Annotated in this window: 24 protein-coding genes and 1 other annotated feature; of the genes, 1 reads left to right on the top strand and 23 read right to left on the bottom strand. The window is 40.8% G+C overall.

Annotated elements, in window-relative coordinates:
- Positions 1–9: 9 nt before the first annotated feature.
- From smpB to ybeY, 10 genes are all read right to left on the bottom strand, one after another.
- Positions 10–477 (bottom strand): SsrA-binding protein SmpB, encoded by a 468-nt coding sequence (gene smpB, locus ACLNCP_RS01385; RefSeq protein ID WP_050074052.1) that lies wholly within the window; start codon positions 475–477, stop codon positions 10–12.
- A complete protein-coding gene (rnr, locus tag ACLNCP_RS01390) occupies positions 440–2794 on the bottom strand; it encodes a ribonuclease R (protein WP_424843926.1) in 2355 nt (784 codons plus the stop codon). Before rnr ends, smpB begins: the two co-directional genes overlap by 38 nt.
- A gap of 100 nt (positions 2795–2894) precedes the next feature.
- Entirely contained in the window at positions 2895–3128 is a 234-nt protein-coding gene (gene secG, locus ACLNCP_RS01395) for a preprotein translocase subunit SecG (RefSeq protein WP_000282517.1), read from the bottom strand.
- 39 nt (positions 3129–3167) lie between these two features.
- Positions 3168–3317 (bottom strand): 50S ribosomal protein L33, encoded by a 150-nt coding sequence (gene rpmG / locus ACLNCP_RS01400; RefSeq protein ID WP_001809104.1) that lies wholly within the window; start codon positions 3315–3317, stop codon positions 3168–3170.
- On the bottom strand, positions 3317–4516 hold the full coding sequence (locus ACLNCP_RS01405; RefSeq protein ID WP_424843927.1) for a multidrug efflux MFS transporter: 1200 nt from the start codon (positions 4514–4516) through the stop codon (positions 3317–3319). The genes rpmG and ACLNCP_RS01405 overlap by 1 nt, the downstream gene beginning before the upstream one ends.
- Positions 4503–5108 carry a dephospho-CoA kinase gene (coaE, locus tag ACLNCP_RS01410; protein WP_424843928.1) on the bottom strand — a complete coding sequence of 202 codons (606 nt, stop codon included), beginning with the start codon at positions 5106–5108 and terminating at the stop codon, positions 4503–4505. Before coaE ends, ACLNCP_RS01405 begins: the two co-directional genes overlap by 14 nt.
- Positions 5108–5932, bottom strand: coding sequence for a DNA-formamidopyrimidine glycosylase (gene mutM, locus ACLNCP_RS01415; protein WP_261066720.1), 825 nt, complete (start codon positions 5930–5932; stop codon positions 5108–5110). Before mutM ends, coaE begins: the two co-directional genes overlap by 1 nt.
- Before the next feature lie 48 nt (positions 5933–5980).
- A complete protein-coding gene (era, locus tag ACLNCP_RS01420) occupies positions 5981–6880 on the bottom strand; it encodes a GTPase Era (protein ID WP_000143264.1) in 900 nt (299 codons plus the stop codon).
- Between the two features lie 16 nt (positions 6881–6896).
- The gene (locus ACLNCP_RS01425; RefSeq protein ID WP_261014219.1) at positions 6897–7292 is read right to left on the bottom strand and encodes a diacylglycerol kinase family protein; all 396 of its coding nucleotides are present in this window, start codon (positions 7290–7292) and stop codon (positions 6897–6899) included.
- On the bottom strand, positions 7273–7770 hold the full coding sequence (gene ybeY / locus ACLNCP_RS01430; protein WP_000275156.1) for an rRNA maturation RNase YbeY: 498 nt from the start codon (positions 7768–7770) through the stop codon (positions 7273–7275). The genes ACLNCP_RS01425 and ybeY overlap by 20 nt, the downstream gene beginning before the upstream one ends.
- Before the next feature lie 104 nt (positions 7771–7874).
- Between ybeY and pavA the strand changes: the two genes are divergently transcribed.
- Positions 7875–9530: an Rqc2 family fibronectin-binding protein PavA gene (gene pavA / locus ACLNCP_RS01435; RefSeq protein WP_033686631.1), complete on the top strand. Its 1656-nt coding sequence runs from the start codon at positions 7875–7877 to the stop codon at positions 9528–9530.
- Positions 9531–9787: 257 nt separating this feature from the next.
- Here pavA and ACLNCP_RS01440 read toward each other — a convergent pair whose 3' ends face one another.
- The 13 genes from ACLNCP_RS01440 to ACLNCP_RS01500 form a co-directional block, all read right to left on the bottom strand.
- Positions 9788–11494 (bottom strand): glucosaminidase domain-containing protein, encoded by a 1707-nt coding sequence (locus ACLNCP_RS01440; RefSeq protein WP_424843929.1) that lies wholly within the window; start codon positions 11492–11494, stop codon positions 9788–9790.
- Between the two features lie 97 nt (positions 11495–11591).
- The gene (locus ACLNCP_RS01445; RefSeq protein ID WP_424843930.1) at positions 11592–12578 is read right to left on the bottom strand and encodes a dihydroorotate dehydrogenase; all 987 of its coding nucleotides are present in this window, start codon (positions 12576–12578) and stop codon (positions 11592–11594) included.
- The gene (locus ACLNCP_RS01450) at positions 12541–13341 is read right to left on the bottom strand and encodes a dihydroorotate dehydrogenase electron transfer subunit (RefSeq protein WP_004254684.1); all 801 of its coding nucleotides are present in this window, start codon (positions 13339–13341) and stop codon (positions 12541–12543) included. The genes ACLNCP_RS01445 and ACLNCP_RS01450 overlap by 38 nt, the downstream gene beginning before the upstream one ends.
- A 248-nt stretch (positions 13342–13589) precedes the next feature.
- Positions 13590–13970 (bottom strand): lactoylglutathione lyase, encoded by a 381-nt coding sequence (gene gloA / locus ACLNCP_RS01455; RefSeq protein WP_004254688.1) that lies wholly within the window; start codon positions 13968–13970, stop codon positions 13590–13592.
- Between the two features lie 58 nt (positions 13971–14028).
- Positions 14029–14388 (bottom strand): 50S ribosomal protein L20, encoded by a 360-nt coding sequence (gene rplT / locus ACLNCP_RS01460; protein WP_000124834.1) that lies wholly within the window; start codon positions 14386–14388, stop codon positions 14029–14031.
- 51 nt (positions 14389–14439) lie between these two features.
- Positions 14440–14640: a 50S ribosomal protein L35 gene (rpmI, locus tag ACLNCP_RS01465; RefSeq protein WP_001125943.1), complete on the bottom strand. Its 201-nt coding sequence runs from the start codon at positions 14638–14640 to the stop codon at positions 14440–14442.
- A 32-nt stretch (positions 14641–14672) separates the two neighbouring features.
- On the bottom strand, positions 14673–15203 hold the full coding sequence (infC, locus tag ACLNCP_RS01470; RefSeq protein WP_000848180.1) for a translation initiation factor IF-3: 531 nt from the start codon (positions 15201–15203) through the stop codon (positions 14673–14675).
- 15 nt (positions 15204–15218) lie between these two features.
- Positions 15219–15350 (bottom strand) — a sequence feature (ribosomal protein L20 leader region).
- A gap of 161 nt (positions 15351–15511) precedes the next feature.
- The gene (locus tag ACLNCP_RS01475; RefSeq protein WP_261022085.1) at positions 15512–16696 is read right to left on the bottom strand and encodes a hypothetical protein; all 1185 of its coding nucleotides are present in this window, start codon (positions 16694–16696) and stop codon (positions 15512–15514) included.
- A 3-nt stretch (positions 16697–16699) separates the two neighbouring features.
- Positions 16700–17287, bottom strand: coding sequence for an ABC transporter ATP-binding protein (locus ACLNCP_RS01480; protein ID WP_084928581.1), 588 nt, complete (start codon positions 17285–17287; stop codon positions 16700–16702).
- 32 nt (positions 17288–17319) lie between these two features.
- Complete coding sequence (locus ACLNCP_RS01485) at positions 17320–17508, bottom strand: hypothetical protein (protein WP_424843931.1); 189 nt, start codon at positions 17506–17508, stop codon at positions 17320–17322.
- A 178-nt stretch (positions 17509–17686) separates the two neighbouring features.
- Entirely contained in the window at positions 17687–19927 is a 2241-nt protein-coding gene (locus ACLNCP_RS01490) for a DNA internalization-related competence protein ComEC/Rec2 (protein ID WP_424843932.1), read from the bottom strand.
- Positions 19911–20561, bottom strand: a complete 651-nt coding sequence (locus tag ACLNCP_RS01495; protein ID WP_004254697.1) for a helix-hairpin-helix domain-containing protein — start codon at positions 20559–20561, stop codon at positions 19911–19913. The genes ACLNCP_RS01490 and ACLNCP_RS01495 overlap by 17 nt, the downstream gene beginning before the upstream one ends.
- Positions 20562–20628: 67 nt before the next feature.
- A complete protein-coding gene (locus ACLNCP_RS01500) occupies positions 20629–21198 on the bottom strand; it encodes a GNAT family N-acetyltransferase (RefSeq protein WP_004254699.1) in 570 nt (189 codons plus the stop codon).
- Positions 21199–21262 lie beyond the last annotated feature (64 nt).

Here is a 21262-nt window from a genome sequence, read left to right on the forward strand (position 1 = left end):
TTCCTCTTTTTATCGCTGATTAACAGCTTTCATAACACGCGCAATATCGCGATTCTGCTCACGACGTTTGATTGACTCCCGTTTATCATAGTCATGCTTCCCTTTAGCTAAACCTAAAAGGAGCTTGGCATAACCATCTTTGATATAGACTTTAAGAGGAACCAGGGTCATTCCTGTCCCTTTAGTCTCTTGTTCTAATTTTTGGATTTGTTTCTTATGGAGCAGGAGTTTACGACGACGTTCTGGTTCTTGGTTCCAGATATTGCCCTCTTCGTAAGGAGCGATATGGACATTGCTCAGCCAGACTTCTCCATTTTTCACTTGAGCAAAGCCATCCTTGAGATTGATTCGAGCTGCTCGTACACTCTTGATTTCAGTTCCAGTCAGGACCATCCCTGCCTCTAGCGTATCTACGATTGTATAGTCGTGACGCGCCTTTTTATTTTGTGCGACGACCTTTCCCTCGCCCTTTACCATGCTTAGCTCCTTTCTTAGCTACTTCCTTATAAAAAGGTTTCTTTCCTTTTTTCTTCTTGTCTTTTTGTGAATGCTTACGCTTATCATTTGAGCGTCCTGATTTTCTCTGGTCTTCCTTCTTATCTGAACGACGACTTGAACCACGCCCTCTGTCACTACGACTAGACTGTTTCAAGCCTTTTTCAATTACATCAAACTCACTTGGGATGTAAGAGAAGTCAATTTCACCCGTCATCTTGTCGGCTCTTTCAACTCGGATACGGATTTGCTGACCTACACGGAAGGTTGTACCCGATTTCTCCCCACGAAGAGTCAAATCACGCTCATTGAAATGATAAAATTCAGGTAGATTTGTGATATGAATCAAGCCTTCAACTGTGTTTGGCAATTCGACAAAGAGACCGAATTTGACAATACTTGATACAACTGCATCGTACTCTTCACCCACGTATTCTTCCATGTACTCAGCCTTTTTCATGGCTTCGACTTCACGCTCAGCCTCAATGGCACGACGCTCACGGTTGGAAGACTGGGTCGCAATCTCTGGAATCACTTGTTCAAAATGCTCTGCTATTTCCTTAGAATGGCCGTAATCACGAATCATACGGTGAACAAGAAGGTCTGGATAACGGCGAATCGGACTGGTAAAGTGAGTATAGTAATCTGCTGCTAATCCATAGTGGCCGTGATTGTGCTCCGAATAGCGAGCCTGCTGCATGGAGCGCAGAAGCATCATGGACAATACATCTGCATAAGGTTCCCCCTCAACAGCACGCATGATGTCTTGGAGGGCCTCCTGGCTAATCTCACTGGCAGTCCCATAAATGCGCAAACCGAAACTTGAAGCATAATCAATAAACTTCTGAACCTTTTCAGCTTTAGGCTCCTCGTGAATCCGATAGATAAAAGGTAGATCCAGCTTGCTAAAGTGTTCTGCAACTGTTTCGTTGGCAATCAACATAAAGGACTCAACCATGCGCTCGGCAATGCCACGCTGACGAAGAACGATATCAACAGGCTTACCCTGTTTATCCACTAAAATCTTCGCTTCATTGGTATCAAAATTGAGTGCTCCACGTTTCACACGCATGTTTTCTAGAGTTTCATGGAGCTTAGCCATAAGTTCAATACTTGGAACAATTTTCTGATATTCTTGTCTCTTTTCCTTGTCTCCAGCTAGGATATCATTGACATCACTGTAGGTCATCCTGAAGCTAGTCTTGATAACCGTTTGTGTGATGGTGTAGTTGACTACACGACCATGTTTATCAATCTCCATAATGGCAGACTGGGTCAGACGGTCAACTTGGGGATTGAGAGAGCAGATTCCATTTGACAATCGTTCTGGAAGCATTGGGACCACACGGTCTGTTACATAGACTGAAGTCGCGCGGTTAAGGGCTTCCTTGTCAAGGGCAGAACTCTCGGTCACATAGTAGGAAACATCTGCGATGTGAACACCAAGCTCCAGATTTCCATTTTTCAAGGCCTTGATATGCACCGCATCGTCCAAGTCCTTGGCATCAGCACCATCAATGGTAAAGGTAATCTCATCTCTTAGATCCAGACGACCTTCCATATCCTTTTGAGACGGAGAATCAGGCACACTTTCTGCTTCCTTGACAACAACTTCTGGAAACTCAGATACAATGTCCATAGACTCCAAAACCTCAAGAACATCAATTCCGACATCCGTTGAATGCCCAACCACATCGAGGACACTCGCTACAAAGAAATCATGTTTCTTACTCGGGTATTTGTCGATAAAGACCTTGAGAACTTCTGTTCCCTCTAGTTTTAGAGCTGGTTTCTTAACATAAATCGGTTGACTGATTTTCTGGTTTTTCGAACGGATGTAACCCGCATACTTAGGTTTTTCCTGATCTAGAACGATTTGGCCGACAACTGTTGTCAAACTGTGTTCTAAGATATCAATAATTTTGGCTTCGGCTGCTGTTCCCTTGTTGCGGTCAGCGACTTTCTTGATGACGACCTCAACGGTATCACCATCAATAGCATAGTTGACATCGTTTTTTCCTACAAAAAGGTCGTCCTCTTCGCCTTCTAAGCTGACAAAACCAAAGCCATTTTTATGGGCATGAAAAATCCCCTTGAGAGTAATCTCATGTTTTTTCTTGACTTCCAAAGTCAAAGTTCCATCTTCTTCAAAGCGTATCTGGTGCTTTCTTTCCATTAGGGACAAGGTTTTAATCAACTCACGAAAATCCTTGGAACCGTCTTTTTCCAAAGCCTGAGCCAAGTCATTGACAGTTACCTTTCCCTTATCTTGTAAATATTCTTTTATTCTGTCTTTCATATTTTCTTTCTAGATTTTTTATTTTCTTTTACTGTAAAACCTTCTTACACATCCTTTAAAAACAAAAAGAGGCAAAGACCTAGTCCTGCCCATTATTTTCTTATCTACTTGATAATACCGTCAATGCTAAGGCAATGGCTAGCCAGAAAAAGACTAAAATCCCTGTCAATCGCTGCATTACAGCTTCAAAACCGCGTGCTTTACTGCGTTCAAACAAATCACCTGAGCTGGCATCAAATACATTGCTGGATTGGTTTTTGGTTGGTTGCATGAAAATCGCAATCACAATCACAACAGATAATACTAATAAAATGGTTAATAATAGGTTATACATATCAAACTCCTTAAAATCCCTATTATTTTACCATAAAATCTACTTAGATTCAAGATGTAGGGTTACTTTTCTTTCCTTGGGACAATACTTTAAAACCTCAATCTTGTCTGGATGGGTTTTTGAATTTTTACTGGTTAGGTAATTGATACTGCCACAAGAGGAGCATTTGAGATTAATTTTTACTCGCACTAGATTTCCTTTACTTTTAATAATGTTCGAAATTGAAGAAGGTTAAAGAGACAACTAAAGGCAACACAAAGGCTTGTCGCATAAAAGACTGCATGGTAGCCAAATTTTCCTGCTACTGCAGAACCTGATATAGGCCCAACGACACCTCCCAGATAAAAGAATACCTGATTGAAGGCAAAGACCCTCGAAATACCAGCTTTGGGCGTCATCTTGCTGAGAAGGGCATTAACTCCGGGAATCAAGGCACCGGTTCCCAATCCAAAGAGGAAACGATAAAGTCCTAGTTGAAGCGGGCTAGAGGCATTGGCACAGAGGAGATAGATGATGACTGAATAAAACTGGGCTACAATCAAGAGGCGATGGTTGCCAACCTTGTCACCTAGCTTTCCCATAACTCCTGCACTCATCATACTGGAAAAGCCCATACTGGATACAATCAAACCAGAGACAAAAAGAAGATTCTCTGTCTGGCCTAAGTCGCGCACATACAGAGCTAAGATAGGGCCGATTGATTGGGCTGAAAATTGGATGACAAAACTGGTCAGAAAGAGGTTGATCAAAAGATAGGGATATTTAACTGATGTAAATAATTCCTTTGTTGGGATGGACTTTTCCTTGGCTACTGGTTGAAAATCTTCCTTGATAAAGAAAATAGTCAAAACAGCAGCTAAAAATAGAAAACTACCAACCAGTAAGAAAACAGTACGAATACCAAATAATTCTGCGATAAAGCCGCCAATAAAAGGACCAGTTAGAGTACCTGCAACTACGACTGTAGACAAAGTACCTAAGGCAGAGCCTGATTTCTCCTTGGAAACCTGACTGGCTATCAAGGCCGTTGCATTAGGAACAAAACCCGCAAATACACCATTTAGTAAACGAAGAAAGATTAACCAATAAATATTTGGCACAAAGGCCAAGCCTCCCATAGTGATAGTCATGGCCAGACCAGCACGAATCATCATGGGTTTTCGACCATATTTATCAGCAAGAATCCCCCAGATAGGAGAAAAGAGCGCCGCCGAAATAGCAGAGACAGAAATAGCTAATCCTGCATAAAAAGCGACTTGCTCACTCCCTACACCTAGATTTTCCACGAAGATGGGCATAAAAGGCACAACCAAAGAAATACTGGCTCCAGTCAGAAAATTACCAAACCAGGCAATGCGCAGATTATCCTTCCAGTTAATCTCTGTCATCTTGCCTACCTCCCTCAAGCAGGGAGAACACCTGAGTAAGAAGCTGATCCTGATTGCCATTGTTGTTTAAAACATGGCTAGCCAAACCTTTCTTTTTTTCTAAAGACCACTGGGCTGCCAGACGAAACTCAGCTTCATCTTTGGACAAGTGGTCCCTTTTCATTAAGCGTTCTACTTGGACATCTCGATCCACATAGACCAACCACGTCTCATCAAACCAAGCGCTGTAGTCCTGCTCAAAAAGTAGGGGAATATCCATGAAGAAAATCTCTTCTGTCTGAGCCAACTGGTCTCTCAACGTAGCTAGTTCCTCACGGATAATCTTTCCTTGGATTTGCTTAGACCATTCTCGTTCTTCAGGATTTGAAAAGATAAGACTAGCTAGGAGAGGGCGATTAAGTTCTCCGTTTTCAAGGATGATTTCTTGCCCGAAGTGCTGGACTAGAGCCTCAAACAGACGACCACCAGGTTTCTGTAGTTGGTGAACAAGAACGTCAGCATCCACTACTTGAAAACCTTGCTTTCTTAGAAAATTTGTCACAGTTGACTTACCAGAGGCAATTCCTCCTGTGATTCCAATGATTTTTCCCATCAGTCTCTCCTTTGGCACTGAGGACAAAAGTGAGTTCCTCGTCCGCCTAGTTGGATTTTTTCAATCAGAGTGCCACAACGTGAACATTCTTGACCAGCCTTGTCATAGACCTGATGAAAATCCTGCATAGTTCCATCTTCCCCAAAGGCATTGGTATAGGTTCGAATGGTGGAGCCACCTTTTTCAACAGCCTGTCCCAAAACAGCAATGGTCTGGTCATGAATGGCAGTCGCTTCTTCTGCTGTCAGAGTCTGGGAAGGGCTAGCTGGATGAACCTGAGCTCGCCAGAGAACCTCATCCACATAGATATTGCCAAGTCCAGCTACCAAGGTCTGGTCGAGGAGATAGGATTTGATAGGCTTTTTGGACTTGGCAAGGGCAGCTTGAAAGACCTGCACATCAAAGTCTTGTTCGCTTGGTTCAGGACCTAATTTCTTAGAAATAAAGTAGGCGTCTAAAAGGTCAGGAGAGAATAGTTCCATAGTACCAAATTTGCGTACATCCTCATAAACAAGCGTACCACCCTCCTCAAACTGGAAGAAAACATGGGCATGCTTGCGTTCAGGTACTTGGTCTGGATAGTAAAAATACTTGCCCTCCATCCGCAAATGGGAAATCAAGACCTTGTCAGTCAAGTAAAAAAGCAAATATTTTCCACGACGTCCCATGGACTCAACAATCTGACCAGGCACTTCCTTTTGAAACTCGTCCAAATCTGTCTTAATCATCTTGGGATAACGAATTTCTACACTCAAAATCTTCTTTCCCAAAATCAATTTTTCCAAGCCACGTCGAACGGTTTCAACCTCAGGTAATTCAGGCATAAGTCCTCCTTCTGTAAAAACAAGAAGCAGGCATGAGCCCACCTCTACTTAGTATTCTTTTTCATTATAGCCAAAGTCAGCCAAATCTAGCTTTTTATCGCGCCAGTTTTTCTTGACCTTGACCCATGTTTCTAGAAAGACCTTGTCTCCTAGCATAAGTTCGATATCACGACGAGCCATGCTACCAATTTTCTTAAGCATAGCACCACCTTTACCGATGATAATCCCTTTTTGGCTATCTCGCTCGACCATAATGGTTGCACGGATATGGACCTTATCTGTCTCTTCATCTCGTTTCATAGAATCCACAACTACTGCTACCGAATGCGGAATCTCTTCACGAGTTAGATGCAAGACTTTCTCGCGAACCATTTCTGAAACCAAGAAACGTTCTGGATGGTCTGTGATTTGATCAGACGGGAAATACTGGAAACCTTCGTCCAGATTCTCACTCAAAATATCAACTAGACGAGACACGTTATTTCCCTGAAGGGCTGAGATTGGAACAATTTCCTTGAAGTCCATCTGATTACGGAAATCATCAATCTGAGACAAAAGCTGGTCTGGGTGGACCTTATCAATCTTATTCACCACCAGAATCACAGGGACCTTGGCAGCCTTAAGACGCTCAATAATCATGTCGTCCCCCTTACCACGCGCTTCATCAGCGGGCACCATGAAAAGAACAGTATCCACTTCACGAAGGGTACTATAGGCAGATTCGACCATGAAATCTCCAAGAGCCGTTTTAGGCTTGTGAATCCCTGGTGTGTCGATAAAGACAATTTGCTCCTTATCGGTCGTGTAAATTCCCATGATTTTGTTGCGCGTTGTCTGCGCCTTGTCACTCATGATGGCGATTTTTTGCCCCATAACGTGATTCAAAAAAGTTGACTTCCCAACATTGGGACGTCCTAAAATGGCTACAAAGCCTGATTTAAAAGTCATAATTTCCTCTTACTGTTTAAAATATTAAATCCCAGATTCGTGGGAGAAAAATCAATGCGCCTGTTAAGGCTGCGAAAAGAGAGATCACTAATACCGCACCAGCCGCCATATCCTTGGCATTTTTAGCCAGCATGGAAAAGTGATAGTGACTGGCCAAATCCACCACATTTTCAATAGCAGAGTTAATAATTTCAAAAGCTACTACCAAGAAAATGCTCAATAGGAGAAAGAGCCATTCGATTCGTGACACCTGAAAAACAAAACCTGCAAGAATGACCACTAGAGCCGTCACTGCATGTTTTCGCATATTGCGTTCTTCCTTGATAGCAGTAAAAATTCCTGTAATGGCAAATTCTAAACTGGATATCAGGTCACGATTTTTCCATTTTCGTTTATTGTCTTGTGAGTCCATAGGCTGTCAAAATTTCTTCTTGTAAACCGAACATCTCCGCTTCTTCTTCTGGAGTGTAGTGATCATAGCCGTTGATATGTAAAAAGCCGTGTACTGCCAAGAAACCCATCTCACGCTCAAAGCTGTGGCCATATTCCTCAGCCTGCTCATGAGCCTTATCAATAGAGATGAACAATTCCCCAATATAGGCATCAAACTCAGACATCATCTCTGCCAATTCCGGATTTTCAAGCAAATCCTCTTCGTCAAAGGCAATTTCCAACTCTGGCTTGTATTCAAGGCTGATAACATCTGTCGGACGGTCTGTGTCACGGTACTCAAGATTAAGTTCATGACTACGTTCATTAGTCACAAAGGTAACTGCCATCTCCTTGTCTTCTTTTCCTAATTTTTGGGCTGCAAATTCCAAAATCTCTTGGGTTTGTTGCAACATTTCTTTTGAAACTTGACCAGTTTCATCTACCATTTCAATATACATGTGCTTCTCGTTTCTCTTTACTTGGCTTTATTATACCACATTTCCATGATTTTATTCTACCTTTTTGATATAATACTATGGAATACAATCACAAGGAGAGAACGATGTCATTTGACGGATTTTTTTTACACCACATGGTTGAGGAATTGCGAAGAGAATTAGTGAATGGTCGCATTCAGAAAATCAATCAACCTTTTGAACAAGAGTTGGTCTTGCAAATCCGTAGCAATCGCCAAAGTCATCGCCTGCTCCTTTCTGCCCATCCAGTTTTTGGACGCATTCAGCTGACCCAAACAACTTTTGAAAACCCAGCCCAGCCTTCTACCTTTATCATGGTTTTAAGAAAATATTTGCAGGGTGCCCTGATTGAATCGATTGAGCAAGTGGAAAATGACCGTATTGTGGAAATGACAGTTTCCAATAAAAACGAGATTGGAGACCATATTCAGGCTACCTTGATTATCGAAATCATGGGGAAACACAGTAATATTCTACTGGTTGATAAAAGTAGCCACAAAATCCTCGAAGTCATCAAACATGTTGGCTTTTCACAAAATAGCTACCGTACCTTGCTTCCTGGATCGACCTATATCGCTCCGCCAAGTACGGAATCTCTCAATCCTTTTACGATCAAGGATGAAAAGCTCTTTGAAATCCTACAAACTCAGGAAACGAGAGCTAAGAACCTTCAAAACCTCTTTCAAGGTCTGGGACGTGATACGGCAAATGAATTGGAAAGCATACTGGTTAGTGATAAACTACCTACTTTCCGTAACTTTTTCAATCAAGAAACCAAACCATGCTTGACTGAGACTTCCTTCAGTCCAGTTCCTTTTGCAAATCATGTAGGAGAGACTTTTGCAAGTCTTTCTGATTTGTTGGATACCTACTATAAGGACAAGGCTGAACGCGACCGTGTCAAACAGCAAGCCAGTGAACTCATTCGTCGTGTTGAAAATGAACTTCAAAAAAATCGACATAAGCTGAAAAAACAGGAAAAAGAGTTACTAGCAACAGACAACGCTGAAGAATTTCGACAAAAAGGAGAATTGCTGACAACCTTCCTCCACCAAGTGCCTAACGACCAAGACCAGGTTATCCTAGACAACTACTATACCAACCAACCTATCACGATTGCGCTTGATAAGGCTCTGACTCCCAACCAGAATGCCCAACGCTATTTTAAACGGTATCAGAAACTCAAAGAAGCTGTCAAATACTTGACTGATCTGATTGAAGAAACAAAGGCAACCATTCTCTATCTGGAAAGTGTGGAAACTGTTCTCAACCAAGCTGGGCTGGAAGAAATCGCTGAAATTCGTGAAGAATTGATTCAAACAGGTTTTATTCGCAGAAGACAACGGGAAAAAATCCAGAAACGCAAAAAACCAGAACAATATCTAGCAAGCGATGGCAAAACCATCATCTATGTCGGCCGAAACAACCTACAAAACGAGGAGCTAACCTTTAAAATGGCCCGCAAGGAGGAACTTTGGTTCCATGCCAAGGACATTCCTGGAAGCCACGTTGTCATCTCAGGCAACCTAGACCCATCTGATGAAGTCAAAACAGACGCAGCAGAACTTGCAGCCTACTTCTCTCAAGGTCGCCTGTCAAATCTGGTGCAGGTAGATATGATTGAAGTCAAGAAACTCAATAAACCAACTGGCGGAAAACCAGGCTTTGTCACTTACACAGGACAAAAGACCCTCCGTGTCACACCAGACCCCGAAAAAATCTCATCCATGAAAAAATCCTGATTTTACTTGAAATCAGGATTTTTAACTTACTATTCACTCAGATCATATTCATACTCAATGAAAATCAGAGAGCAAACTAGAAAGCTAGCCGCAGGCTGCTCAAAGCACTGCTTTGAGGTTGTAGATAAGACTGACAAAGTCAGCTCAAAACACTGTTTTGAAGTTGCAGATAGAACTGACAAAGTCAGTAACCATATATAATCCAAGTCGACGCTGACGTAGTTTGAAGAGATTTTCGAAGAGTATCAATTATAGGACTAATCTTTGCCCCCTAATTTCTCGTTGATTTTCATCATCACACTAGCAATTTTTTCGCCCCAATAAGGGTCTGAGGCATATTCCACATTCATACCAGACGCCTTGTTTCCAAGGAAAGTTCTGCCCCTATCGATATAATTTTCCTTAATCCACTTGCTTGCACCTAAAATTCCCTTATCCACATCATCAAATGTTTTAGCAGAAAGGTAAGGTGTCGTATCATAGGCTGTAATGCCAAAGAAATTGTTCTTATCTTTGGCAATCTTGCTACGTCCCCAGTCGCTTTCTAAGGCGCTATGAGCAAGGAGGTAAAGTGCATTGATATGGTAATGTTCTTCGGCTTCCTTAAAGGTAGCTCCCTTATTTTCCAAGAGACTGTTATCAATATTTAACAAACTAAATACCTTATCCAAGTCTTCAGCACTATAGTTTGTAGCCTCTGTCAAATCTTTAAAAAGGAAGGGATTTTCAAGGTTAAAACCATCAAAATGCAGCCCATCTGCCGAATAATATTTCTTGCCTACTTCCATATCAGAAAGATGAGCAGCTACTGGGATACTAGCATTCTGAGCCACATAGTGATAAAAACGATGTCCATCACTCTCATAATAAGGGATAAAATCCTTACCAGCATCTAGCGCTTGTAAATCTTCTGTTTTCATATAGCCTGACAAACCAGAAATAGTAATAGCCAGGCGCTTGTCATCACTTTTTCTATCCTTATCTAGCCAAACAACACTACCTTGCGATATATAGGACAGCTTTTCACCATCTGCATTATAGATATTTGCAGTCACTGGAAGGACCTGATAATAATCAGAGCTAGTCTTGGACTCCTTATTCCACTTTCCATCGTTTCCTAGCTGATGACCATCAATAGTCTCATTTTTTGCCATGTATCCACCGGATTTGAAGTAGTACCAGGCTTGATTTTTAGAATCGTATACCCATTCTTTCTCAGCCATTTTGCCATCAGATTTTAGATAAAACCATGACTCCTTATCCAAAATCCATTCATTGGCTGCCATATAGCCACCGGATTTTAGATAATAATAGTGACCATTTTCGAAAATCCATTCTTTATCAGCATGATTTCCATTTTCTTTGATATAAAACCAAGATTGGTATTGTTTGTCAAAAAGCCAACCTTGCTGTACTTTGGCTCCACTAGTACTCACATAAGCCTGTTCAATCCACTGACTTGTCAGTAAATAACCTCCGGATTTGAAATAATAGTCCTTGCCCTTAATTTGGAGCCATTCTTTCTCTGCGTGCTGGCCATCTGCTTTGATATAAAACCAAGCATCATATTGAGAATCATAGACCCAGTCTTCTATTACCTTGGCACCTGTAGCACCGACATAGGAAGCTCCTAGCCAAGCATTTCTTTTCATCTTTCCATCTTGGTCAAGATAATAGAGGACTCCCTTGTCTTCTACCCATTCTGATTTTGCCATATAGCCACCAGATTTGAGGTAAAAATAGTCGTCACCTTGTTTCAACCATTCATTTTCAGCATAGTTAGCATCTGCTTTGATATAAAACCAAGATTGATAATGAGTATCAAAAACCCACTCATTGGCTGCTTGACTACCATCTGCTTTCAGGTATTGTTTTCCTTGCCAAGTACCATCACTAGCCATTGCACTCTCTGGTCTGGCTAAGAAAAATAGCAGAGCTAAAAAAACAAATCTCAATTTCTTCATAAACTTTCTTCCTCTGTTCTTTCTATTTTATTGTATCAAAATTCTCTATAATCAATATTACAAACTGATAAAAAATCAAGAACAGATTGATTGCAGTTTACCTCAGAGACTCTTTTACTTCCTTGCGTAGATTTTCTAGACTGCTGATACCATATTTATCCATAACCTTTGGTAAATTTTCGATAATATCAGGACAGGCGTAAGGATTGGTAAAGTTGGCTGTTCCAACTCCTATAGCAGATGCTCCAGCCAGATACATTTCTAGGGCAGCTTCAGCCGAATCCACTCCTCCCATTCCAATGATAGGCAGGTCTGTTGTTTGGGCGACTTGGCGGATAAGTTTGAGGGCTACTGGAAAGACTGCTGGACCAGACATTCCACCTGTTCCATTGGCCAAGATTGGTTTTCTGGTTTTGAGGTCAAAGCGCATTCCAACCAGAGTATTGATCATGGTTAAACCACTTGCCCCCGCATCTTCTGCTGCCTTTGCGACAGTAACGATATCGGTCACACTAGGGGTTAATTTGACATAAACTGGCACATCAGAGGCTTCCACAGCTGCTTTCACCACATCATAAGCTAAATCTGGATCTTGACCAATCAAAAGTCCATGATTACAGTGGTCTACGTTGGGACAAGAAATATTGAGCTCAATAGCCTTCACATTAGCTGCCTTGGAAATCCCATGAGAAACAGCTGCATACTCTTGTTTTGAAAAACCAGCTACATTGGCAATAATGGGAAGATTTGGATACTCTCTTTCTAGCCAAGGTAACTTTTCAGCCAAAACAACTTCCAAACCAGGATTTTGCAAACCGATTGCATTAAGCATACCAGCGGGTGTTTCTGCCACCCTTGGAGTTGGATTGCCAAAACGGGGTTCAAGAGTTGTCGCCTTGATCATAATAGAACCCAAAAGGTCTAAATCATAGTACTTGGCATACTCTTGACCAAAACCAAAACAGCCTGATGCTGGAATAATCGGATTTTTCAAATCCAAGCCTGGTAGAGAAACTTGTAAACGATTTCTAGTCATAATTTTCTCCTTATAATACAACTGTTCCTGTGCGGAAAACAGGACCATCTTCACAGACACGTTGGCTGACCGTCTCGCTTTCTGGCACTTTTAGGACGCAGGCATAGCAGGCCCCCATCCCACAAGCCATACGAGATTCCAGAGATAGATAGGCTCTTGGGTGGTCATAAAAAGTTTGATTGATATACTTCATCATTCCTGGAGCCCCACATGAGTAAACAGCATCAAATTGATTGTCTAAATCCTTGATAACAACGGAAACATTTCCCTTAATACCATAAGAACCATCATCTGTCGTTACAAAGACCTGACCATATTGAGCTAATTCCGTCTCTAAAATAACAGCATCCTTATTAGCAAAACCAAGGACTGTCACTACTTTTACTCCACGCGCATGCAATTCCTTGGCCACCTCAAGTAAAGGAGGTACACCAATCCCCCCTCCAACTAAGAGAATCTGGCTCTGCTCATCCAGATCAGACAAGTCAAATCCATTCCCCTGAGGTCCCATCACATCAAGAGTATCTCCCTGACTTAAGGTTGAAAAAATAGCTGTCCCAGCTCCCTCAATCCTATAAATGAGATGACACTGCTTCTTTACCTTATCAATAGACGAAATTGAAATAGGACGACGCAAGAGATGGGCATCATCAGGCACGCGCAGATGTAGAAATTGACCTGCTCGCATGGCTTCAACCATTTCCCCTTCTAGGACTAATTCAAAGATTGCTGGCGCGATTTCCTCCTGTGCTACCACCTTCATGGTTTCCAAACGAATTGCACCCAAACGTTTCTTACATGTGGGATTCATGACTTTTCCTCCTTAAATTTTAAGGGGACCAGATAAAGAAAAGACCTTGCTAGTGCAAGGCCTCAGTTAAAATTGTACAACAGAAGAGAGCACACTCAAAAAGTCTCCTCTAGAAAATTGTACTATTCTTTTATCTGACACCTTGTGAGTCTCTCTGGACTCCCCTTAAAGGTTAAATTTTTACTAGTATACTCTTTCAGCTAAAAAAAGTCAAGTAGAAAACGAACATTCTACTTGACTTCACGAGATTATTTTTCACGAATGACTTCAACCTTGTAGCCATCAGGGTCTTTGACAAAGTAATAGTTTGGTGCAGTTCCTGGTAGACCATTTGGCTCAGTCACTTCATATCCTTTTGCACTATGCTCTTTATGAAGTGCCTCAAGATCAGGTGTACTGAGGGCGATATGGGCAAACCCATCTCCAACCACATAAGGACCGTGATCATAGTTATAAGTCAACTCCAACTCATAGTCATCACCCTCAAGACCTAGATAGACAATCGTGAAGGCATGATCTGGAAAATCTCTGCGACGCAATTCTTTAAATCCAAAAGCATCTTGATAAAATGCGATTGATTTTTCAAGATTTTCTACTCGCAAGCAAGTGTGTAGCATTTTTGAAGCCATATTTTTCTCCTTTATTTTTAAAAAGACTGGGACAATCCTGTTCCAGTCTTATCTGTTATTATTTACCAAGTTTTGCTTTAGCTGCATCTGCAAGAGCTGTGAAAGCTGCTGCATCGTTAACAGCCAAGTCAGCAAGCATTTTACGGTTAACTTCGATTTCAGCTAATTTCAAACCATGCATCAATTGTGAGTATGAAAGTCCGTTCATACGAGCTGCCGCGTTGATACGAGTAATCCACAATTTGCGGAAGTCACGTTTTTTCTGACGACGGTCACGGTATGCATAGTAGTAAGAGTTCATTACTTGTTCTTTTGCAGTACGGAACAAGATGTGTTTAGCTCCATAGTAACCTTTTGCTAATTTAAGAATACGTTTACGACGTTTGCGTGATACAACGCCACCTTTAACACGTGCCATGTTTTATTTCCTCCAAATATTTCCTAGAATTGTTTACTTACAGTCAAGCTATTATTTCAAGCGAGTAAGCATTGCTTTGATACGTTTGTAGTCTCCTGAATGCACCATAGATGCTTTACGAAGATGACGACGTTGTTTCTTAGTTTTTCCGTGGAAACGGTGAGAAGTGTAAGCACGGAAACGTTTAAGTCCACCAGAACCTGTACGTTTGAAACGTTTAGCTGATGCGCGGTGTGTTTTTTGTTTTGGCATGATTTTTTCTCCTTTATTTAACTTTCTGACAATTATTTTTTGTCAGTCGCTGGCGCCAATTGCATGAACATTTGACGTCCATCCATTTTAGCACGTTGTTCGATGATGGCAATATCTTGAGTTGCTTCAGCAAACTCGGCTAAAACTTTTGCACCAATCTCTTTATGGGTAATCATACGACCCTTAAAGCGAATAGATACCTTAACTTTATTTCCTTTTTCAAGGAATTTGCGTGCATTGCGAAGTTTTGTATCAAAGTCACCCTTGTCAATAGTTGGACTTAGACGAACTTCTTTCACAGTAACAACACTTTGTTTTTTACGTTGTTCTTTTTGCTTCTTCTGGTACTCAAATTTGAACTTACCGTAGTCCATAATTTTTGCAACAGGCGGTTTGGCTTGGGGTTGAATCAATACTAGGTCAACATTAGCATTATCAGCCAAAGCTTGCGCTTCACTGAGTGGCTTGATGCCTAGCTGTTCTCCTTCAAGACCAATCAAGCGAACTTCACGTACACGAATCTCATCATTGATGAATAAGTCTTGCTTTGCTATGGTTTTCACCTCTTTTGTTTTATTAGAGAAAAACAAGAGCGGGCTCGTAATGATACAAGCCCGCACGTTATGATAGCGTTTCTTAGAAACTTTTCATCCGTAGGGCCAGGCAACTTGATGTCACAAGGCGAGAAGCTCTCACTTCTGCTTTTCTCAACTTTTATATGATACCAAGTTTTCTAGTCCTTGTCAAGATAAAAAGTTATTTTTTTGAAAAGTTTGTGTTTGTATTTTTCTTTGATTTCCTAATCAAAAAGAGAGAACCTAGTTGGTTCCCTCACTCTGTTAGTTTTTTCCTCACCTTCCCTATAGGAATACTAAGACTTATTAAAAACTTCCTTTTTACGTGAACTTCCCCATCTTTCGATAAATAGAATCCCCACTAACAAAAGGATAATCAGGCAAGGAAGTAAAACTAGCCCCATGTCCCAATTTAGATTGGCATTATCAATCTGCTTAGGTAATCTTCCAGATAAAATCTCCACTGAACGTAAGTAAGTAAAGGGAATCAGATGTGCAATCCTTTGAAGAGGCTGAATTGTTTGGATACCAAACAGTAAGCCAACAATCCCAATAAGTGACAAAAAGAGGACAGGCATTTTTTGTTTGAAAAAGTAAGCAATCAAGTACACTACTTCCACAATGACGATAAAGGCTAAGAAAGCTAATAACAAGCCAGGAAATAACACATCTTGTATCTTTCCAATAGTTACCTCTTGATTCACTAAGCTATAAATCGGGTAGGGATAATCTAACTGTCCAAAACCACTTATCAGACTTCCCACTAGAAAAGAAAATCCGCTGATTCCGATAAACAGAACACTTACATAACCCACTCCAACTCCAAGAGAGGATATTGCAAATGTCACTTTTGAAAAAGGATATAACTGAGCTGTGTCCAGATGATTTTGATATCTTTCTGCAAATAGTTGCGTTAGCATAAAAATAATAGCAATCACAAACAAGGTTGGGATGATAGCCTCTAAAATCCAGATAATCTGATCAATCCCGTGGGTCGGAAACTCCAAAGTATGTGCTTTTATGTTCAAGGGATACAGGGCTTGGTAAATCTTTCGTTGGCGGTCAACCGCCATTTTAAAGTCAGAGCTAATAGTCGGGTTATTTGATATCATTTCATAATTCTTCTCTTCATCTTGCCACTGCAAATAGTAGGCTTCTTTCCATCGCTCTTCTTTTAATAAAGTCAGAATTTCTGTCTTTTGAGTCGAAAGATTTTTTTGCCCGTCTAAAGTATTTTTAGCAATCTGGTATTCCTCCGAGCTGGTATCAGATATTTGGGAGAGTTTCTCTTCATATTCATTGATGATTCTCTCATCTTTTACAAGACTGGTTTCCAACTCGCTCTCCAAGCTGTGTGAGTTTGCAGTCCGACTATTTAAATAAAAGGTAACACCGAGTCCAGATACAAATAAAGCTAAGATAATCCAGTTTAAGCGACTTTTGAAAACTTTTTTCAATAAAAATAGACTAACATCTTTCATAAACTAAACCTCTTCTATTTGCCCCTGATGAATGGTTACTACTCTATCGCAGACATCAAGCAACTCTTCCTTATAGTGGGAACTTAAAAGAACCAGCTGTTCTTGTCTATCGATTTGTGCTAGCCTATCAAAAAACTTCTGTCGATAATACTCATCTAAGCCATTTGTAATCTCATCCATAAGCCAGCATTTCGCCTGACTGAGGAAATACATGGCAATCACCAAGCGTTGCTTCATGCCTAAGGAATACTTACGAATGGGAAGGCTGATATAGTCAGACATTTCCCAATAGGTAATTTCATCCCCCAAGTTCAGCCCTGACTTCCAGATGTTCTTCATCAGGCGAAGATAGTCCATCCCACTTAAGTTTCCATCCAGCCATTCAATGCTTTCATAATAAAATAAAGAAGGAGGGGCTACAATATTTCCACTACTTATAGGAATTAAATTGCTAATGGCGCGGAACAGTGTCGTCTTTCCAGAGCCATTGATAGCAAGAATACCATAAATCCTACCCTTTTCAAATGTAAAATCAACATCTTGTAAGATGACTTGTCGCGTTTTTAAGGTCACATGAGTAAGCTGCAACATATCTAGCCCTCCTTTTTATCACTCTTTAAGGATTAATAGCCTTCGCTGGAGTAGTTTATTACCTCATAACGATTGTAATTCCAACCACTATCAACTTTATATTCAGAATAGCTGTCATAACGATACCATAACAGGGGATTAATATAGTTATATCTCTGGCAATTCATACTAGACTTATTGTAGGTATTCCAATAATACCTATAACTTTTAGTGACTGTCAAAGCAGATACACTGGACAAAAAAAGACCAATAGATCATAAACTAACTAATTAAATGGTTTTTACTAATTTTTAATGGTTTTATATCATTAATATCGAAGGCGCTTTCATTATATCGTTTTTATCATTATTATGCAACAGATTTTTAGTTTATTTTACTAATATATAATATTTGTCCTTCCTATCGAACGCTTTCGATTTTCCAACTTTTCCACCCTTTAAAGCGTATAGCTCCTTGGTGGTCAGTTCGGTAAACTTTGCTATTGATACCTTCCAGTCGTGTCAAGGTTTCCTGATGGGGGAGTTTCGTTCGATTGTTCTTTCCAACTGAGATAAGAGTAATCTCTGGTTTGAGCTGTTGTAGAAATGCTGAACTTGATGATTGTTTAGAGCCATGTTGGCTAGCTTTCAAAACATCTACCTCTAGGTCAGGATAATGCTTCAGCACGTCCTTCTCTCCTTTTTCCTCCAAATTTCCTGTGAAAAGAAAATTTTTATCCAAGAGTTTTCCATACAGAACCAGGGAATCATCATAACCTCCATCTCCTATTTTCCTTGGAGATAGGAGTTCTAACTGACTTCCAAAAATTGGCAAGTTCTCTCCTGTTGTCACACTGCGCACCTTAGTTTGAGTTGCCTGTAGTTCTGCAACAAATTCCTTCTGTTTCAAACTGCCTTTGGACACTAAAATTTCGCCTACATGGAAAGCCTTGGCCACCTCCAACAAATCTCCAACATGCTCCTTGTCTGTGTTTGTCAAAACCAGCTGGTCAATCTTGGCTACTCCTCTACTTTTTAGATAAGGAATCAAGGTTCGCTGGGCATTGCTGGTCGTCGCCTTTTCTTGCCATTTTTCGATTTTCTTATCAGATTCTACCTTGCCACCGACATCTATGAGAATAGTTTTCCCAGTTACATCCCGTAAGAAAATACTTTCACCTTGCCCAACATCCAGCATGGTGATTTCATTTTCCAGCGGATGCTTGGTAAAGAAAAATAGACCTGTAATCAATAAGCTCAACACTGCTAGCCTTTTAATGTTTTTCCTCAAATCATAGACTAAAGCCAAGGAAATTAACAATAAGATTAAAAACCATGCATTGGGTTGTCCAAAGACAAGCGGTCTACTTGCCACCTGTGATACAAAGCGAATCATTCCCTCCAACCATTCAAAAATAAAATTCAGCTGAATGACTGGATGAAGAAAGGAAAGGGCAAATAAGATAGACAAGAGTGGTAAGAAGACCAAGTCAAAAAGAAAGGAAAAGACAAAGGTCAAAAGGATTGACCAAGGTTGAAATTCCGCAAAATAGAAGGATAGAATGGGCAATATTCCCAAGGAAATAACTAGACTTTCTCTGGCAATAGCCTTGAGCCCCTCCCCTTCTTTGCTGGTCATGGTCAAGATAAAAGCATAAGCGCAAGACAAAACTCCTCCTGCAGTCAGGAAAAAGTTGGGCATGATGATAAAGAGGACAAGCACCGTCAAGGCAAAATTATCCAAGCCCTTAACACCATGTTGAGCCAGTAGCTTCTGCAAGAGACTGCGAATGACTGATGCTGAAAACCCTGTCAGCCCTGCATAGATAAGGGAAAAGGGATAAGTCAGCCATTTTAACTTTTCTTGGGTCAAGCCTAATCGCAAGAGAAGTTTCTTAAATCCGTCCATGAAAAAACCTACCTGCATACCCGACAAGGCAAAAAGATGGATAATTCCTAGACTAGAATAAAGCTCATTCATCTCCTCAAAATCTGTGTCCAGATGTCCTAGCAAGAGCCCCGTCATGTAGTTGCGCATAGGGTCTGGAAAGTGCGTCTTGATCCAAACCACAGCCTTTCTACGTAAACTGGATAGATTTTCTCCTATATCCCAACTGCCAATCTTTTGAAGTGAATGGATTTTTTTGATATTGAGAGTTTGGTAAATTCCCTGAGTCTTCAGATAGGCTTGGTAGTCAAAGCCTCCAAAATTTCTCTGCCCTTCTGGCTCCGAAAGTTTTCCTTCAAGTTCTATCTCATGAAGGTCTGTTAAGGTTTGAAATTGCTCTTTTTCATTCTCGGACTGAAGCTTATAGTAAACTTGGAAGATACGGCTGTCAGCCTTGCCTCGAAAGGACAGACTATCCCCATTGACTTTGATGGTATCTGGTAAAATCCGTACCCTTTCAACAGAATCCGCTAGGTTTTGACTAGCTTGACTCTGTTGCCAAGTTTGAAAAACAAACCAGAATCCAAAAATTCCACAAAGCACTAGAACTTTACCAACAGACTTCCACGGAAATTGGAAAAAGAGACAGACCAGCAGAAAAACGAAGCCTAACAGTGCGATATAGGATGCTGAGAAAATAGCGTAGTAAAGCCAGAGCAATAGAAAACTTAGGTAGATTAGGGGAATAGGGAAATTCTTAATCCACTGTAACATAGTCTTTTAACTTTTCTATGGTCTTGGCACCAATGCCAGAGACCTTCTTGAGTTCATCAACCGACTTGAACTTGCCATTTGATTCACGATGGTCTATAATATCCTGAGCACGTTTTCCTCCCAGACCCTTGACCTGCTTGAGTTCTTCCAGACTAGCCTTATTGAGATTGACCTTCTTGTCCTTGCTTGTTGAAGAAGGCGCTCCAGAACCTGCCTGTTGACTAGCCGCTTCTTCTCCCTTAGTTGGAACGTAAACTAGAGCCTCATCACTAACTTTCTGAGCTAGATTGAGCGACTTGCTGTCCGCTTCTTCTGTCAATCCACCTGCTTTCTGCACTGCATCATTGACTCGACTACCTACCGGCAAATCGTAAATTCCTGGCGATTTGACAGCCCCCTTCACATCTACTGTGATCAAATCTTGTTCAAGGGGTTCGTCCTTCTCTTCCTTTTTTACTTCCTTTTCGGATAATGAATCCTTAGAAACAGCTGCAACTTCAGCCTGCAAATTCGGTTCTTTTACAGGTGTTTGTGGAGCTGGTTTTAGCAGGAATAATCCTCCGACAAGTAAGCCCAGACCAGTACAGATGACAATGATTTTATACTCTTTGATTTTCTCGATAATTACTTCCATATTTTCTCCTCTCTTAGATTATTCGTAAGAGGAAGAAAAAACAGTCGAAAAATTTCTTTTCAACTGCTTATTTATTTGCAAAATAGTCTTCCTTAGTCAAGACATAATGAACTCTTGTAACAATTCGGCCTGCTTCTTTATTATCCATTCTGGCATAAGGTTCTTCATAAGAAAAGCGCATACCTGATTTCTCCATGACCTTGCCAGATGCGGGATTATCCTTATCGTGAAGGGCGGTCAACTTGTTCATTCCAATCTTCTCAAAAGCCAGCTCAATCACGGCACGATTGGCTTCTGTCGTCAAACCTTGATTCCAATACTTTTTATTGATAATGTAACCAATAGCTGCCTTCTTAAGAACAGGATCAATCTTGTGTAAGTCAATAGTTCCGATAAACTTGCCATTATCTTTTAATTCGATCCCCCAACGTCCCAAGGGATTAGCCAAGTAGAACTGAGCAATGTTATTCTTGGTTTCTTCCAAACTTTGATTTGTTGGAAAAGTGTAGCGCGTATTTTCTCTGTCTGATGCATACTCAAACATAGCTTCCGCATCATCCAAAGTTACAGGTCGGAGCAATAAACGCTCAGTTTCTATATACGGATACTGGGCAAATTTTACAAAAATTGATTCCATAGGATTCCACCACTTGAAAAGTTTCTAACTAAGATAAGGATATTGAATGAAATATCTAAAAAGC

The organism is Streptococcus sp. CL6.35 (assembly GCF_049737915.1).
GTDB lineage: Bacteria > Bacillota > Bacilli > Lactobacillales > Streptococcaceae > Streptococcus.